Genomic DNA, 15,968 nt, shown 5'->3' with positions numbered 1-15,968 from the left:
GTAGTAACGGGCGGGCGGCCATTTCCCATTTCAATAGACCATGCATGAGGTGGACGTGTCAGACGCGGCAGATGACTACATCTTGAAGCTGGAAGGGATAGGCAAGCGATTCCCGGGCGTCGTGGCGCTCAGGGATGTTTCGATACGCATCGGTCGCGGCAAGGGACATGTTCTTCTGGGTGAAAACGGCGCGGGCAAGTCCACCCTTATCAACCTGCTCGGCGGTGTCTTCAGGCCTGATGACGGTCAAATCCTATTTGACGGCGAGCGCTATGATCCAGCCTCTCCGTTGGAGGCATTCAAGGCAGGCATCCGCGTCATTCACCAGGAACTGCATCCTCTTTCCAATCTTAGCGTTGCCGAAAACCTGCTCTTTGAACATCTGCCTCGCCGATACGGCCTGGTGAACTACACGCAAATGAACACCAGGGCGGCGGAACTCCTGGCAGAAGTCGGTCTCGACGTAGCCCCGACGACGCCTGCCAGTCGCTTGAGCATCGCGCAGTTGCAGTTGCTCGAGATAGCCAAGGCGCTCTGCTACGAAAGCAAGCTTCTGGTTCTTGACGAACCGACGGCGACCTTGACCTCCAAGGAGGTCGATCGCCTGTTCGAAATTCTGAAGCGGTTGAAAGCGCGGGGTGTCACGACGCTTTACATCTCCCATAGGCTCGAGGAGATTTTCGAGGTGGGTGACGATGTCACTATCCTGCGCGACGGCCAGCATGTGATTACACGGTCACTCGCAGGACTAGCCATTCCGCAGATCGTTGAACTTATGGTCGGACGAACGCTCTCGCATCATAGTGCTTTTCGCGGCGACAGCGTCGTATCGGGCGAAGCGCTCGGTGTCTCCGGCTTGAAGGTGACACGAAACGGCCCGAGACTGTCATTTTCCGTCGCCAAGGGTGAAATCGTCGGCATTGCGGGGCTGGTGGGCAGTGGTCGAACGGAGGCAGTTCGCGCCATATTCGGAGCCGATGTGAAAGCGGCCGGGGAAATTCGCATAGATGGCGAGCCGGTCCAGATCAATTCGCCTAAGGATGCGGTTGCGGCAGGGCTGTGCCTGGCAACCGAAGACCGCAAGATGCAGGGCTTGATGCTCGACATGAGCTGTGCCGAAAACACCACCATCACGGATATTGGCAAAGTTTCTCGCAGAGGCTTGATCAGTCGAACGATCGAGGACGAGCATTCGCAACGCCTCGTGCGGGAACTGCATATAAAAACGCCGTCCGTTCATCAGGTAGTCCGGACGTTTTCCGGCGGCAATCAGCAAAAGGTGGTTATTGCCAAATGGCTGTTCCGCGGCCCAAAGGTGCTGATCTTCGATGAGCCTACCCGGGGGATCGACGTGGGCGCAAAGGCTGAGATCTACGATCTTCTGTGGAAATTTGCCGCTGAAGGAAAGGGTGTCTTGGTCGTTTCCTCCGACCTTCCCGAGCTCATTAGCATTTGTCATCGCATCATCGTTTTCTCGGACGGCAAGATAGCCGGCGAGATCGCCCGGGACCAATTCGAAGAGAGCAGGATCCTCTCACTCGCCTACAAGGAGTACAGTCGTGTCCGGCAACATTGAAAACAAGGCCGAGGCGAAAGAGAGCACCGTCTGGGACAAGCTCATCCGGATTTCGATGAAGGAAGCGGGCGTTGCCATCGCTCTCGTTCTGATCCTGATATTCTTCTCGGTGACGGCGCCATATTTCGCAACGCCGGAGAACTTTCTGAAGATCTTCGTGCAGATCGCCATCAACACGGTGCTTGCCTCGGGCATGACCTTCGTCATTCTCGTTGGAGGCATCGATCTCTCGGTCGGCTCGCTGCTTGCCCTTTGCACCGTCATCGGTGCGACGATCATGGTCGACCCCAGATTTTCCCCCTGGCAGGCGATCGTGCTGGCGTCGCTAGCTTCGATGGGCACCGGTGCGGTCCTTGGAGCCGTCAACGGGTGGGTATGCGAGAAGTGGAAGCTTCCCTCCTTCATCGTCACGCTCGGCATGCTAAATGTTGCAAGCGGCCTGGCGCGCGTCGTCAGCGATAACTCCACCATCACTGGCCTGCCGCAGCCTTTCGTCGATTTCGGCAACCTTATCTTCTGGGACATACTCCCATCGATCTTCCTGATTGCGATCGTCGTTGTCCTCATCGGCTGGTTTGTCCTGCGCTACACGGTGTTCGGCCGATTTGTTTTCGCGGTCGGCACCAATGAGGAGGCGGTCCGGCTGTCGGGGCATGAGCCAAAAAAGATCAAAATCGCGGTCTTCACGATTTCCGGGCTGACGGCGGGTATCGCAGCCATGGTTTATCTGCTTCGGCTCAATGTCGGCAGCCCGGTTGCAGGCGTTGGCTATGAGCTTAATGCCATCGCAGCGGTCATTATCGGCGGCACCAGCCTTTCGGGCGGCAAGGGCTCGATTGTCGGAACGCTGGTGGGAGCCTGTATCCTACAGGTGCTGTCGACGGGCTTGCAGCTGTTGGGCGCCGACGACAACATCAAGCCGATCGTCATTGGCGCCGTCATCGTGCTGGCCGTTATCCTCGACAGCTATCGAGGCCGCTTAATGCGGATGCTCGAGACGCGGTGATTGGCAACGTCGCGTCAACGCCATATCAAGCCATTGCCGAACTACTGGCTGGCTCTATGGCTGTCGCGGATAGTAACGGGGCGAAACTTCTGAGCCGATTTGTACCTTGAGCGGATTTGAACATTCGGCCCGGCATCGTAAAGTTAACCGACCTCGGGTAAGACATCTTGCCGGCCGCGCTCGCCGTCGTGTGGGTTGATGGAAATTCGCCGCACGGTTATTTAGTTCTTTGTACGAGCGATGCTCGACGCCGGGCGTAATGTTGCGCTTTGCCGCACCGTAGCAAGGCAGCTTATCGGTAATCATCACACGCGGCGAGTGGCCCTGCCTTTGATAAGCTTTCGCATCAGACGCTTGGCGGCCTTGGTATTGCGGCGGCTTTGCACCGGCACGTGGAGAACGAAGCCACCCTGATCGACAGCCAGCCAGACGGCGTGGCCAATCACTTCAGCTCGGAAACGGTGGCGGCGATAAAGGCGATCACGAGAGCGTCGGTGCATGCCACAAAATCGCAGGGGCCGATCGCCGACAGGTTAACGTTACGATGCCCAACGATTTATCAAACTCCCGCCAACCTTCGCTCCGCCAAGAGTTAGTCTCACTAACTTGTATGCGCTGCAGTGATATCGAAAATAAACCTACGCAATCGCTCCGATATTCCAACGTTGAATTCTGCGCCAACACTCGCTGGGCTAGGCAAACCGCATCGCGCCCGTAGTACTGTCCAATCAGCCTGACATAGCCGAGCTGGAAGTTTGGCGCGAAATTTGCTTCTCTCCTCGATGGAGAACACAGAATGCTCGACATCGATCCGCAGATATTTTCGATAAGCCGGCCGTCGCTTGAGAACTATCGGGCGTTCATTCAGCACGACATGATCGTCGAGACCTATCGCAGCTCAGCGGGTCAGATGATTTCAAGAGGTTCGCTCCACCGCATCTCCATCAACCGCACAGCCCACGGCAGATATGCCTATCGCCTTGGCACAGGAAGCTTCCACAGGATCACTAGGGCACCTTTTACCTTGGGCTTTCAGCCCGCAACCATTTCTCTTGAAGTGGACGGCGACGAAGCCGACTATATCTCCATCTTTCAATCGCCGAAGCTCTATAGCAGTCTCGTCAACGGAGATTTCGATCCCGAACATATGGACGGCGACGCACTTAGCGCGACAACGGACCCAACGACATTGCAGGTCGCGCTATCCCTCGCCCTCGCCATCGAGCAGAGAGACCGCAGCGATCCGTTGCTGATAGAACATCTCGGCATGGCGCTCGCCTGCTGCGTCGTGAAGCTTTTGGGGGCGGCGTCTCCGCCGAGCGATCGTCCAATGACCTCGCAAAATCTCAGACACGTGATCGATTACATCGAGAGCCTGCTGGGACGAGCCGATCTCAGCGTCGAAGAACTCGCCGGTGTGGCAAATATGAGCCCCTTCCACTTCAGCAGGGAGTTCAAGAAGGCTGCCAGTATGGCCCCCCATCGTTTCATCCTTGAGCGCAGAATCGAGCGGGCCCGGCTCTATCTCGCCGATGGAAAGGAAACGCTTTCCGGAATAGCCTACGCGACCGGCTTTTCCAGCCAAGCACATTTTTCCAGCGTTTTCCGCCGCTTGATGGGAATGACACCAAAAGAGTATCGGCGCTCGGTCCGCCCTTGATCCAATGAGCGAAACAAACTTAGCAGTTTTGCGTAAGAGCATCGCAAGAATTTGAAATCTCTGGCGGCGGCGGCCTGCAACACTCTTCGCATCAGGAGAGTTCATATGGCTGCTTTTGCGCAAATCAATCCGATTACGGACATCTGCTTTCTGGTCGAGGATGTCGAAAGAGCCTCTGCCTTCTACGTCGATCGCCTCGGTTTCAAACCGCGCCGTCGCGCTCCGGGCTTCGCCGATTTCAAAGGAGCGGGCATCACGCTGGCGCTTTGGGAGATCGGCCATATTGCCGAGAATACAGGCGTCTCCGGTCGCAAAGCACCGCCCGGTGTGCACAAGGCTTGTGCAGCTATTGAAGTCCCCTCCCCGGAAAAGGTCGACGCCGCCTACGCGGAGCTCAAGGCCGCCGGCGTGATCTTCCAGGCACCGCCGCAGAACTACAACTGGAACGCACGGTGCTGTTATTTTGCTGACCTGGACGACAATCTCTGGGAAATCTACGCATGGGCCGATGGCGGCCCGGTCGGAGACATCGACCAGAGCGACTGACATGCCATGCCGTCAAACCATCCGAACATAAGAGGAGAAAGGCAAAGCCATGACAGAACATGGAACGCGAACGATCCTGGACAGACGCTCGGTCCTGAAGGGGGGCGCTTTTGCCCTTGCTGCAGCAACAGCAGGCATTAGCATCTTCACCCCACGTATTTCAAAGGCAGATCCGGCCAAGGTCGTCATCAAATATGATTGGCTAATGAGCAACGGACAAATCGGCGACATCGTCGCCGTCAAACAGGGACTGTTCCAAGCGGAAGACCTGGAAGTGGAATTTTCTCCCGGCGGCCCCAATTCGGCGACAGTACCGCCGGTTGTGACTGGCCAGGCGCAGCTCGGCCAGTTCTCGGACTCGGCTCAGCTCCTGCTCGCCCGTGCATCTGGCGTTCCGATCAAAATTTTCGCCTGCGGCTTCCGTATGGCGCCTTTTGCCTTCTACTCCCTTCCCAAGTCCCCCATCCGTACAGTCCAAGACCTTGTGGGCAAGCGTATCGGCATTCAACCAACCGCGCGCTATGTTCTGGATGCCATTCTTCTCAAGAACAACATCGACCCTGCGAGCCTGACCATTACGAACATTGGCTTCGATATGACGCCTCTGACCACCGGTCAGGTCGATGCCGTAACCGGCTGGATCACCAACACGCAGGCTCTTTCGGTGATCGGACCAGATAGGATCGATCTCATGATGAAAGATACGGGATTGCCCTCCTACGCCAACGTATATTTTGCGACCGACGACGCCCTGGAAAACCATGCCGATACGTTGGCAAAAGTGCTACGAGCGATTGCCAGGGGTTGGGCATGGACGCATCAACATCCCGACGAGGCAGTCAAGCTCGCGGTGGAGGCCTATCCGCAGCTCGATCTCGCCGTCGAACTGAAGACGGTGTCGCGCATACTGTCGCTCAGCTTCGACGCGGCGACCGGCAGGGATGGCTGGGGTGACTTCGATCCGGCAGCAATTGCCGAACAGATCACCGTCTATGACAAAATCGGTCAATTCAAGTCTGGCGCTCCGAAGCTGGAGGACTGTTATTCAACCAAGATTCTCGAGATGACGGCTGCGGACCGTCCGAAGATTGCGTGAGGACAGGTTGGGGGACACGATAGCTATCGAAGCGGAGAGATTGCATCTGGGATATGCAGGATCGACCGAGACAGTCCGCGTTCTCTCCGGCGTCGACCTGGTTGTCCGCAAGGGCGAATTCCTGACAATTCTCGGCCCATCCGGTTGCGGCAAGTCGACCTTCCTGCGTGCAGTGGCGGACCTGCTCCCACCTGTTGGCGGTCAGCTGACCGTGCTTGGCAAGACGGCATCGGATGCGCGCCGGCGCAGGGAAGTCGCCTTCGTTTTCCAGGAAGCGACCCTGCTACCTTGGCGCACGGTCAGACAAAACGTCGAACTGCCGCTTCAGGTCGGAAAGAAAAGCATTTCACGATCGGTGGATTCGAAGCCAAGCCACTGGCTCGACCTCGTCGGCCTCTCGGATCTTGGCAGCCGTTATCCGCATCAGCTCTCCGGAGGCCAGCGCCAGCGGGTTGCCATCGCGCGGGCGCTGCAGTGCGAGCCGGACATCCTGCTTATGGATGAACCCTTTGGCGCACTCGACGAGATCACGCGCGACCGCCTGAACGATGAGTTGCTGGCGATCTGGCACCGCACCGGAACAACCATCCTCTTCGTGACACACAGCATTACCGAAGCCATCTATCTTGGCGGGCGGGTGCTCGTGCTTGCTGCCAATCCCGGACGCGTCCAGGCATTGATCGATCTGATGCCGATGAAGGACGATAATGGGTTCTGTCGCCGTGAAAGCCCCGAGGTTCAGGAAACGGCAACCCATCTGCGCCAGTTGTTGCGGGATGGAGGAGCTTGACCGGATGATAAAGCACCGTCTCTCTATCGTCGAAATGACCGGCCTTCCTGCTATCGGTGCCGGTTCGCTATTGGCTGCTTGGCAATGGCTAATCCCAGCGCTTGGTGTTCCGGCCTACATCCTGCCGACGCCGGCTGCGGTAGTGCGTACCTTCGCAACGGAATGGCGTTTTCTGTTGTTGAACGCAGTTCCGACTTGGTACGAAGCGCTGCTTGGCTTCCTGCTCGGCAATATCCTCGCTGTGCTTTTGGCCATTGTTTTCGTTTACAACCCTCGCCTTCGGACGGCGTATTTCCCGGTCGTTTTGTTGTTCAACACGATCCCGGTGCTTGCGCTTGCGCCGATCATCATCCTCGTCTTCGGTCTCGGAATTCTCCCCAAGGTTATTATCGCGGCTCTGCTCTGCTTCTTCCCCACATTGGTAAACACAACGCGGGGCCTCAATTTGGCAACTGCCAACGAACTCGAGCTGATGCATGTGCTTTCGGCTAGTGATTGGGAGACGTTCTGGCGCCTGCGTGCGCCCCGCGCAACCCCTCTCCTCTTTGCTTCGCTGCGCATCTCCGCGACGACATGCGTCATTGGCGCGATCGTCGGGGAATGGATCGGCTCGAACGAAGGGCTTGGCGCCGTCATCATCCAGTCGACATTCAACTATCAGGCGGAGAGGCTCTTCGCTGCGGTGCTCCTTGCGTCGTTATCGGGTATCGTATTCTTCACAGCTGTCGCCCAGATCGAGCGAATTTTCCATCGACGACAGGGACAGAGTGGTTGAACCGGCTGCTGAATGTGGCGACAGCCGTTCACGCCTTTGGCGACTATCGTCGCTCAACCAGTCCCAAACTTTGCGTAGCAGGTTGCGCAAGTCCGCAGCGTCGAATGATCGTTGAGCTTATGAGGTATAGACCGTTCCCAAAGAGCAGTGCAGCTTGACGAACGTCCTTCTCTCGCTTCGCTGGCCCCTGCCCGTCATTGTTTCGGCGGCTGGCGACGATGAGCTTGTGGACCGCATACCGGGATGGGTCAGGGACGACGACTGGGACACCGCCTCGGTGGAGCAGCATTGTCCTGACGGGCTCCCTTATGAGGAAGTCGAGAAAGCGTAACGGATCCGCGCCATGGGAAGGCGGACGCCAAGTAGTCCCGAATAGCACTGAAAGGTCACCGTCCCGATGAGAACACCCCAGAGTCGAAAGAGACCGCCATCGGCAAGCGCCTGCGAGCGCGTAGGTCACCCTTGTCCCGCTTATGATCAGCTACGCGCTGCGCGATAACCGGATCTTCAGCAGGACCGACGTAACGACGTTTCGTACCGCCGTGTCCGTCCGGGATGTCGAAGTACCAATATTTGCGCCCTTTGATGTTCGCCGGGGTGAACCGACCCACCGGGTTAATTTCCATCTGGCTTGCTGTCACGTAACGCATCCCTGAGTTCGATCCGGGCCGTGCAAATCAGCTGTCCATCGCCAGGCCGGCAGCATCCGGTCGTCGCATGCGGGTACCGGAAGACTCTTACCCGCGCATTTTTCCCACTCCCACCTTTGGCACACCATCCGGTCGAGATAGACGGCGTTGTGCCGCAATGCGAAACGGCGCGTTCATAGCGCCGTAGCCGGCGTATCCGACCCTTCTCTCAACGATCTCAAAGAAGAAGCCCTGGCCCAAAGTACGGCTGTAAATTTGAAAGTACTCGCCGGCCTCGTCACGGTCATAGAGGATGCTGTGCGCTCGAAGCCTGTCGGAGAACTCTGGCGACAACCCGAAACGTGCTTCGAGGTCGTCGTAATAATTGCGAGAGATCGGCAGCGGCTGAAATCCGCGCGCCTGCAATGCAGCTGCCGTTGCGAATATATCCTGAGTCGCAAATGCAATGTGCTGAATGCTCGTTCCGAAGCCTTCGGCCAGGAACTTGCCGGCGAACGTCTTGCGATTGTCGACACCGTTCATAGTCAGTCGGAAGCCCGGCTGGGTCAGGCTCTCGATTGCTTGGCTCCTGACAAGGCCGCCTGGATCGATCACGTCGATCATCGGCGCTCGTCTGGTCTCGAAGATCGACGTGTAGAACAAGAGCCACGTCAGCATCTCGTCATAGTGAGTGGTCTGGGCAATATGATCGACCCGCGTGAGGCGGGCATCGTCTGCCGGATCAGCAACGGGTACCCGAACAAACTCCCGATCCCAGATGGTTTTCAGATCGTCGGAATCATCCAGGAAATAAATCACACTATTGCCGACCCCTTGGATCGCCGGCACTGCGACTTCTCCCCCAAATCGCGGTTCTGAGAACGTAGCGGCGCCCAGGCTTCGGGCGCGGTCGCCGGCCACTCGCGCATCATCGACTTTCATTCCATACGCATAGGCGTTGGTACCATGCACCGCATATGACGAACTTGCGAAAGTGTCTCCTTTCGTATCTGTATTGATTACGATCCGGATATCGCCCTGTGTAAAAAGGTCGACCGAGCGATTGACGTGCTTTCCGGTTTTTGCAAATCCAAGCGTCGACAGCAGTGCTTCGAGCTCAAGTTTCTGCTCTTCGTCCGTCGTGAATTCAAGAAACTCGACGCCTGCGGCACGAACCCGATTGGGCATAGCGGGGACGTCAGTGCGCAGATCTGGTTCTAGCCTCGCAACGCAATCCATCAGATAGATCAGCGAACGATGGCCGTCCTCTGCGATCGCTCGCGGAGAGCCGCCTCGGAATTGATCGTTGAAGATTTCCAGAGACAACGGACCGTCGTATCCGGTTGCCGCCACGGCGCGCATGAAGTCGACAACAGGGAGATCGCCTTCGCCTGGCATGTTTCTGAAGTGACGGCTCCAGTACAAAAGATCCATATCGATCAACGGCGCGTCGGCAAGCTGGACGATGAAGATCTTGTCGCCTGGTATCGATCTAATCGTGTTGGGGTCGATCTTGCGGGCAAGCGTATGAAAGCTGTCGAGGATCAAGCCGACGTTTACATGATCCGCCCGTCGAACAATTTCCCAAGCGTCGCGATGGTCGTTGACATGCCGTCCCCAGGCGAGCGCCTCAAAGCCAACCCTGACCGCGTGTGCCGCAGCGAGTTCTCCCAACTGCTGAAAATCCGAAGCAGCACGGTCAATTCCGCCGAACGCGAACGGAGACACGTTCGAGCAGATCAGCATCAGATCGGTGCCAAGTTCGCCCATGACGTCGAATTTCCGCTTGGCGCGCTCGAAGCCGCGTGCGCGCATCGGCTCAGGCATGCCTTCGAAGTCGCGAAATGGCTGGAACAGTGTGACCTCAAGCCCATGATCACGGACCTGGGCTGCGACCTGACGCGGCGATGCGTCATAGGTTAGAAAATCGTTCTCAAAGATTTCGACGCCCGTGAAGCCCGCCTTGGCGATCGCCGCGAGCTTCTCCGGAAACTCGCCGCTGATCGAGACTGTTGCGATCGACGTCTTCATTTCTTGCTACGCTGCGCATTCAGTCTTGAAATCGCGCCGCGCAAAGCCAGCAGGTAGCCATCGGTCCCCATTCCGACGATGATGCCGTCGGCGCGCAGCGACACGAACGAATGATGTCGGAAGCTCTCGCGTTGGTGCACATTCGAAATATGTATCTCGATGACTGGCCCCTCAAAGGCGTTAAGGGCGTCGAGAATTGCGACCGAAGTATGCGTGAATGCGGCCGGATTGATCACGACCGCGGCCCCGTCCTCCCGGGCCTCGTGGATCCAGTCGATTATCTCATATTCCCGGTTGCTCTGATGAAAGCGAATATCGAATCCGAGCTCGCTTGCAAGGCCGCGAACTTCGGTTTCGACGTCGGCCAGGGTCTTGCCGCCATAGATGTGTGGCTGCCTCTTTCCGAGAAGGTTGAGGTTTGGTCCGTTGAGGACATAGATCACAGGCATTCTCTCTCCCTTAAAGCAAAAGACGGCCGGAACTGCTCCGGCCGACAACTTCAGACTGCAAGTTGCTGGGCGGCGGAGGCGAAACCTTCCGCCAGCTGCTGCATGACAGGTGCGCTATTTCGTGCAGAGATGTAGTGCCTGCCATAAGTGCCGAACATCGACATCACCCCGGCGCGGCGAAGTGCGATATGCATGTTGGCGGAAAACGACGGGTCGGCCTTCTGGACCGCCTCCCGATAGTCGATTGGGGCGCTGCGCGAGCTCCAGAGGGTGAAGACAGTGCCGTATCCGCTGGTAACAACATCTGCGCCGTTTTCTTCAAACGACACGCGGATGGTCTCTCGCAAGGCGTCGCCGGCCTGACGCAAGGCAGTGTAATCGATCGTATCGACGACCTTCATCGATGCGTTTACAGCAGCGCAGGCTACCGGATTGCCGTTGTAGGTCCCGGCGCGCGCGACGCGCTTGTCCTCGAAGGCGGACATGATGTCCGGATGGCCAACCAAGGCTGCGACTGCGTAGCCGTTACCGATCGCTTTGCCGACAGTTGCAAGATCAGGAGAAATGCCAAGATGGTGCGAGGCTAGGCCCGGATGGAGACGGAAGCCCATGAGCACTTCGTCCATGATGACCAAGGCACCGCGCTTGCGCGCAAGCGATACGACGTGTTCGAGGTAGCCGGGCTTGGCCACGACGCACCCGGCATTCGCCATCATGGGCTCCAGGACAATGGCTGCAACGTCGTTGCATTCAGAAAAGAGAAGCTCCGCATCCGCAACGTCGTTGAAGCGGAGCAGAAGTGTGTCTCCGTTGCTCGGTCGGACGTTGGATCCCATCAGAGCTTCTTGTGATCCGGCGTTGCCGAACGCAACATCGTCGAACCAGCCGTCGTATCCAGCCGCCATCTTGACGATCTTGCGCCGCCCCGTGACTGCACGGGCGGTACGACAGGCGAGATGAACCGCTTCGCTGCCGGAATTTAGAAAGATCACCTTACTGAGGTCTTTCGTATGAGCGGCAAGACTAGAGGCGGCTTCTTCCTCGAGAGCGTGAGCGTAGGCCGGCATCGAGCCACGTTCCATGGCAACCCGCACGGCCTCGGTCACGTCCGGATCGGTATGACCTAAGAACGTCGCGCCGAAACCGAGAGCCGTATCTGCGTACCTTCGGCCCTTCTGGTCCCAGACGTAGGGACCCTGAGCTTTTTCGACCAGAAACGGCTCTCCATCCACATCGGGCACGACCCGACCCGCGCTGGATATCCCACAGACGAGATGTTGCATTTTTAAACTCCAAAAAGCTTCGGGAGCCATTCTGTCAATGACGGGAACGCGACGAGACCCGCCACGCAGACGATGCTTGCGATCCAATAGGGGACGAGCCAAACAGAAACCGACCACATGTCGAGCTTGGCCACGTTGCAGACCACGAAGATGTTTGTGCCGATCGGCGGCGTGAAAAGGCCAATGCCGAGCGTCATGGTGAAGACGATCCCCGTCTGGTAGGGCGTCATGCCAGCGGCCAGCGCAATCGGAACCAGGATCGGCGCGAGAATGATCAGGGCCGGCCCGAGGTCGAGCCAGAAGCCAACGACCTTTAGGAGGACCAGAACGAGAATGATCGTTACAATCGGTCCCGTATGGAGCCCTGTGATCCAGGCCGCGGCGTTGGCCGGAACCTGTTCAACGGTCAAAATCCAACCGAATGGGGTTGCCAACGCCATGATCATCATAATGACGCCGGTTGTTGCGACTGCCGCGGATGCCGCAGCGTAGAGGGAACGAAGCGGTAGCTCGCGATAGACGAGGATACCGACCAGGAAGGAATAGACCACCGCCAATGCAGAGGCTTCCGTCGCGGTAGCAATGCCGCCGATGATCGAACCGAGCACGAGCACCGGCATCAGAAGTGCCGGCAGGGCGCCAATAACGTCACGCCCGATCTCGCCCCAGACCGCAGGGGCCTCGTTTCTCGGAAAATTGTGGCGTCGCGCCACGATGTAGGACGTGATCATGAAAGTTGCGGCGATGAAAGCGCCGGGAATGAGAGCCGCCACCAGCAGACCGCCGATCGAGGTGTTGGTCAGGACTCCGTAAAGGATCAGAATCACACTCTGCGGGCCGATGATGCCGAGGGTACCGGAGGCGGCCGTCACTGCAGCCGCAAAGGCCTTAGGGTAGCCACGCTGCGCCATCGCGGGGATCATGATCGATCCTACCGCGCCGGTGTCGGCCGTCGCCGAACCGCTGATGCCGCCATAGACGAGAGCGGTTGCGACATTGACGAGACCGAGGCCTCCGGTGATGCGGCCGAAAATATGCTCGGCGACCCTCATGATGCGTGTCGTCAACCCTCCACGGTTCATCAACTCACCGGCAAAGAGGAAGAGCGGGATTGCGGCAAGCGTGATCGCGTCAGCGCCACGCAGCGTCTGCTGTGCGAACCATGCAGTCGGAAGATGCAGACCGCCGACATAGATTGTGATGAGACTTGCGATGCCCATGCACCAGGCGATCGGAACGCCGATCAGGAGCAAAAAGGAAAAGCTGATGATGAGAACAGCGACGGTCATACCGGCTCCTCCTGCCGTTGCTTGAAACCAGTGAGGACAAGCAGGCGTCTAATGCCAATCACCAGCGCACCGAGGCCGAGGATCAGCACCGTTGCTGTGATGACACCCGTCGGCATGCGCAGAACGGCAGTTGGAACCATCGCGGAACGCTGCCAGACGGCCCAGCCACTGATCAGGAATGCACCGCCCATGGTCACAAGGGCAAGGATCGAGATCAGGTCGAATACCCGCTTCAAAGCGGGAGGCGCCGACTGATTGAGCGCTTCAAATGCGACGTTTTCTCCCCGCAGTTCTGCATTGAGCAGTCCGATGAAGGTGATCCAGATGAAGGCGATGCCTGCCACCTCGAACGACCACTCGACGCCGCCGAATTCGAAGAAACGCGCAATCACGCCCAGCAAGGTCGAAAAGAACATCACGACGAACGCGATAACGCCCAGAAGCTCCAGTGCGCGCGTCAACGGACCCCGCCGCAGCGGCGAGGCAGAATTGTGAACTCGTTCCATTGGCTTAGACCTCAGTTCGAGGCCGCGGACTTTTCGACCGCGGAAACGAGATCGGCGCCCCATTCTTTAGCGAACTGGGCATAAACCGGCTTGACCATCTCGGCGAATGGAGCTGTGTCGACCTTCGTTACCGTCACGCCTTTGGATTCGAGAGATGCCTGGGTGTCGGCGTAAGCTTTGTCGAGTTCGCTTCGGTACCAGGCAACTGTATCGGTCGCCGACTTCTTAACGGCCGCCTGCTCATCAGGTGTCAGAGCGTCGAAGCGGTCCTTGTTCATGAACCACCAATTCGCGGTCCAGATATAGTTGGATATGGTCAGATGCTTTGCGACTTCATACCACTTGGAATCGTAGTAATCGCGCATCTCGGGCTCCACCGCGGCAACGACATGCGACTGCAGGGCGGTGTAGACCTGACCGAAGGGAATGGACTCGGCAAGAGCACCGAACTGCTTCATGGTTGCGAGAATGACCGGGTTCGGCGGAGTGCGGATCTTGACGCCGGAGAGGTCTGCGGGCTTTTCGATGGCTTTGCTGGTGGCAAACTGGCGGAAGCCTGAATCCAGTGCGCCGAGCATGAGATAGCCGCGTTTTTCACCGAAATGCTGCACTGCCTGCCCCTGTTCGCTATCCAGGAACTTGTGCACATTCGCGGCGTCCTTGAAGAGGAACGGCAGCGAGAGCACGTTGAGACGCGGATCGATCGCGTCGATCGATCCACCCAGGCCGATGTCGATCGCGCCGGCGCCGACGCCGTCCGCGATCGGGCCTTCGTCGCCAAGCTGGCCGTTCGGGAAGATCTGGATCACGACTGATCCCTTGCTCTCCTCCTTCACCTCCGCCGCAAATTTTTCAACCGCCTTGTTGATCAGGCTGTCCGGCGACGATGCATGCGCGAGCCGCAATGTAGTTTCCGCTGCGGCCGGAAAGGCAAAGGCGCATGAAAGTACAGCGCCAGACAGGAGTGCCGAGATGAGCGTGGCATGGAATTTGTGTTTCACGTTGTTCCCCTTTTTCTTAGGATTGGTAAGCACGGGATGAAACCATAATCGCGCCAGCCGGAGGCGAAAGCAGAGATTTCTTATTGATCCATAAGCGTCACTGATCTTTCACAAAGGCTGCATCAGGCGTATAGAAACGCTATCAAACTGGTGCGATAGATCATGAGAAACCTCGATAGCGATGCCTTGGCTGCGTTTCTTGCCGTAGCGGAAACCGGGAGCTTCACTGCCGCAGCCGAGAGGCTTGGCCGCACGCAGGCTGCCGTCAGCATGGCCGTCGCGAAGTGGGAGGAGCGGCTCGATCTGCGCCTCTTTGAGCGCGCGCATCGACGTGTTTCACTAACCCCGACGGGACAGCGGCTCTTAGGCTATGCGCGCAGGATCCGCGCGATCGAGGACGAGGCGCTCGCGATGCTCCTCGAAGGACGAAACGAAAGCCGGGTTCGGCTCGGCATGCCGGACGACTACCTCACGCTTTTCGGCACAGCCCTTTTGGATCGTTTCGTGCCTCGCCATCCCAATGTCAGCCTCGATCTTCGGCACGATTTTTCGCATCGGCTGGAACAGATGGTGGAATCGCGCGACCTAGATGTCGCGATCGTGACGCAGAGCGTTTCCGAGCCCAAGGGGGAGATCATTCGCGAGGAGCGCCAGGTCTGGTGTTGCGGCCCAAACCGGTCGCCGGAGACGGCCACCAATCTTCACCTTGCACTTTTTCCCGATGGCTGCCGCGCGCGACCCCAGATACTTGCGGCATTGGACCAGCAGGCCCGAAACTGGCGTATCGTTTACTCCTCATCGGACATCGCAGGCATTCGCTTGGCAGTTGCTTCGGGAGATGTTCTGACAGTGCTGCCGGAAAGCGCGGTTCCGGTCGATTGGCGCCGCCTCGGCGAAGGAGACGGCCTGCCCACACTCCCTCTGCTGCGCCTTGCCATGATTCTGCCGATGCAACCGCGTCTTCCTGTTCGCCAGCTTGCATCATTCCTAAGGTCGGAATTTCAACTCACTGCTGAACGGCTCCAGGCATCTTAGGCTGGCAGCCCCGAAGTGACGGCGTGGTCGGCGGTCCTGCTTCCATTAAGAGCGTCATTTCGGATTTTTCGCCGGAAAGCGCGTCGTTCGATAGGAATGAACGTTAACGGTGGGCACAGACGAAAGGTGGTCGTCTGTGCTAGCGTGATGCATTACAAGTACAATTGCTGTAATTGGCCAATCGCATGGTGTGGTCTGCAGGGTCGAAGACGATGGTTGTCTGAGGAAGGTCGTCGCGACACTGGAGATTATCCAATGGGCCAAATAGCTCGCCCAGCCTGATTGCGACATTTTTC

General features: G+C 57.9%; 14 protein-coding genes and 2 pseudogenes. 8 read left to right on the top strand and 8 right to left on the bottom strand.

Annotated elements, in window-relative coordinates:
- Positions 1–40 precede the first annotated feature (40 nt).
- Together FHT28_RS08520 and FHT28_RS08515 are read left to right on the top strand one after the other, a co-directional pair.
- Positions 41–1,576, top strand: a complete 1,536-nt coding sequence (locus FHT28_RS08520; protein WP_037191175.1) for a sugar ABC transporter ATP-binding protein — start codon at positions 41–43, stop codon at positions 1,574–1,576.
- The gene (locus FHT28_RS08515; protein WP_047640945.1) at positions 1,560–2,582 is read left to right on the top strand and encodes an ABC transporter permease; all 1,023 of its coding nucleotides are present in this window, start codon (positions 1,560–1,562) and stop codon (positions 2,580–2,582) included. The genes FHT28_RS08520 and FHT28_RS08515 overlap by 17 nt, the downstream gene beginning before the upstream one ends.
- A 180-nt stretch (positions 2,583–2,762) precedes the next feature.
- On the opposite strand, the pseudogene FHT28_RS08510 reads toward FHT28_RS08515, so the two are convergent.
- Positions 2,763–3,019: pseudogene (locus tag FHT28_RS08510) on the bottom strand (DDE-type integrase/transposase/recombinase); the annotation flags it as partial.
- 359 nt (positions 3,020–3,378) lie between these two features.
- Between FHT28_RS08510 and FHT28_RS08505 the strand changes: the two are divergent.
- The 5 genes from FHT28_RS08505 to FHT28_RS08485 all read left to right on the top strand — a co-directional run bounded on the left by FHT28_RS08505 (position 3,379) and on the right by FHT28_RS08485 (position 7,449).
- Positions 3,379–4,242, top strand: a complete 864-nt coding sequence (locus tag FHT28_RS08505) for an AraC family transcriptional regulator (RefSeq protein WP_168595992.1) — start codon at positions 3,379–3,381, stop codon at positions 4,240–4,242.
- A gap of 105 nt (positions 4,243–4,347) precedes the next feature.
- A complete protein-coding gene (locus FHT28_RS08500) occupies positions 4,348–4,788 on the top strand; it encodes a VOC family protein (protein ID WP_047555629.1) in 441 nt (146 codons plus the stop codon).
- 49 nt (positions 4,789–4,837) lie between these two features.
- The gene (locus tag FHT28_RS08495) at positions 4,838–5,884 is read left to right on the top strand and encodes an ABC transporter substrate-binding protein (RefSeq protein ID WP_047555627.1); all 1,047 of its coding nucleotides are present in this window, start codon (positions 4,838–4,840) and stop codon (positions 5,882–5,884) included.
- A gap of 7 nt (positions 5,885–5,891) precedes the next feature.
- Positions 5,892–6,674 (top strand): ABC transporter ATP-binding protein, encoded by a 783-nt coding sequence (locus FHT28_RS08490; RefSeq protein WP_168595991.1) that lies wholly within the window; start codon positions 5,892–5,894, stop codon positions 6,672–6,674.
- Positions 6,675–6,678: 4 nt separating this feature from the next.
- Positions 6,679–7,449: an ABC transporter permease gene (locus FHT28_RS08485; protein ID WP_047639821.1), complete on the top strand. Its 771-nt coding sequence runs from the start codon at positions 6,679–6,681 to the stop codon at positions 7,447–7,449.
- 139 nt (positions 7,450–7,588) lie between these two features.
- Here the strand turns inward: FHT28_RS08485 and FHT28_RS08480 are convergent.
- The 7 genes and pseudogenes from FHT28_RS08480 to FHT28_RS08450 form a co-directional block, all read right to left on the bottom strand.
- Positions 7,589–8,057 (bottom strand): annotated as a pseudogene (locus FHT28_RS08480) (GSU2403 family nucleotidyltransferase fold protein); the annotation flags it as partial.
- A 129-nt stretch (positions 8,058–8,186) separates the two neighbouring features.
- Positions 8,187–10,109, bottom strand: coding sequence for a sugar phosphate isomerase/epimerase and 4-hydroxyphenylpyruvate domain-containing protein (locus FHT28_RS08475; protein WP_168595990.1), 1,923 nt, complete (start codon positions 10,107–10,109; stop codon positions 8,187–8,189).
- Positions 10,106–10,558, bottom strand: coding sequence for a type II 3-dehydroquinate dehydratase (gene aroQ, locus FHT28_RS08470; protein ID WP_037191196.1), 453 nt, complete (start codon positions 10,556–10,558; stop codon positions 10,106–10,108). Before aroQ ends, FHT28_RS08475 begins: the two co-directional genes overlap by 4 nt.
- A gap of 50 nt (positions 10,559–10,608) precedes the next feature.
- On the bottom strand, positions 10,609–11,841 hold the full coding sequence (locus tag FHT28_RS08465) for an aminotransferase class III-fold pyridoxal phosphate-dependent enzyme (protein WP_047555622.1): 1,233 nt from the start codon (positions 11,839–11,841) through the stop codon (positions 10,609–10,611).
- A 2-nt stretch (positions 11,842–11,843) separates the two neighbouring features.
- Complete coding sequence (locus FHT28_RS08460) at positions 11,844–13,130, bottom strand: TRAP transporter large permease (RefSeq protein ID WP_037191200.1); 1,287 nt, start codon at positions 13,128–13,130, stop codon at positions 11,844–11,846.
- Positions 13,127–13,591: a TRAP transporter small permease subunit gene (locus FHT28_RS08455; protein WP_246704816.1), complete on the bottom strand. Its 465-nt coding sequence runs from the start codon at positions 13,589–13,591 to the stop codon at positions 13,127–13,129. The genes FHT28_RS08460 and FHT28_RS08455 overlap by 4 nt, the downstream gene beginning before the upstream one ends.
- A gap of 56 nt (positions 13,592–13,647) precedes the next feature.
- Positions 13,648–14,598, bottom strand: a complete 951-nt coding sequence (locus tag FHT28_RS08450) for a TRAP transporter substrate-binding protein (RefSeq protein ID WP_202032860.1) — start codon at positions 14,596–14,598, stop codon at positions 13,648–13,650.
- A gap of 201 nt (positions 14,599–14,799) precedes the next feature.
- On the opposite strand from FHT28_RS08450, the gene FHT28_RS08445 reads away from it, so the two are divergent.
- Positions 14,800–15,672 (top strand): LysR family transcriptional regulator, encoded by an 873-nt coding sequence (locus FHT28_RS08445; protein ID WP_047555620.1) that lies wholly within the window; start codon positions 14,800–14,802, stop codon positions 15,670–15,672.
- The last annotated feature ends 296 nt before the right edge of the window (positions 15,673–15,968 follow it).

The organism is Rhizobium sp. SG570, from assembly GCF_012275345.1.
Lineage (GTDB): Bacteria > Pseudomonadota > Alphaproteobacteria > Rhizobiales > Rhizobiaceae > Rhizobium > Rhizobium lusitanum.
Note: the sequence above shows the minus strand (reverse complement) of the source record. Positions and strands in the feature narration are given on the sequence as shown.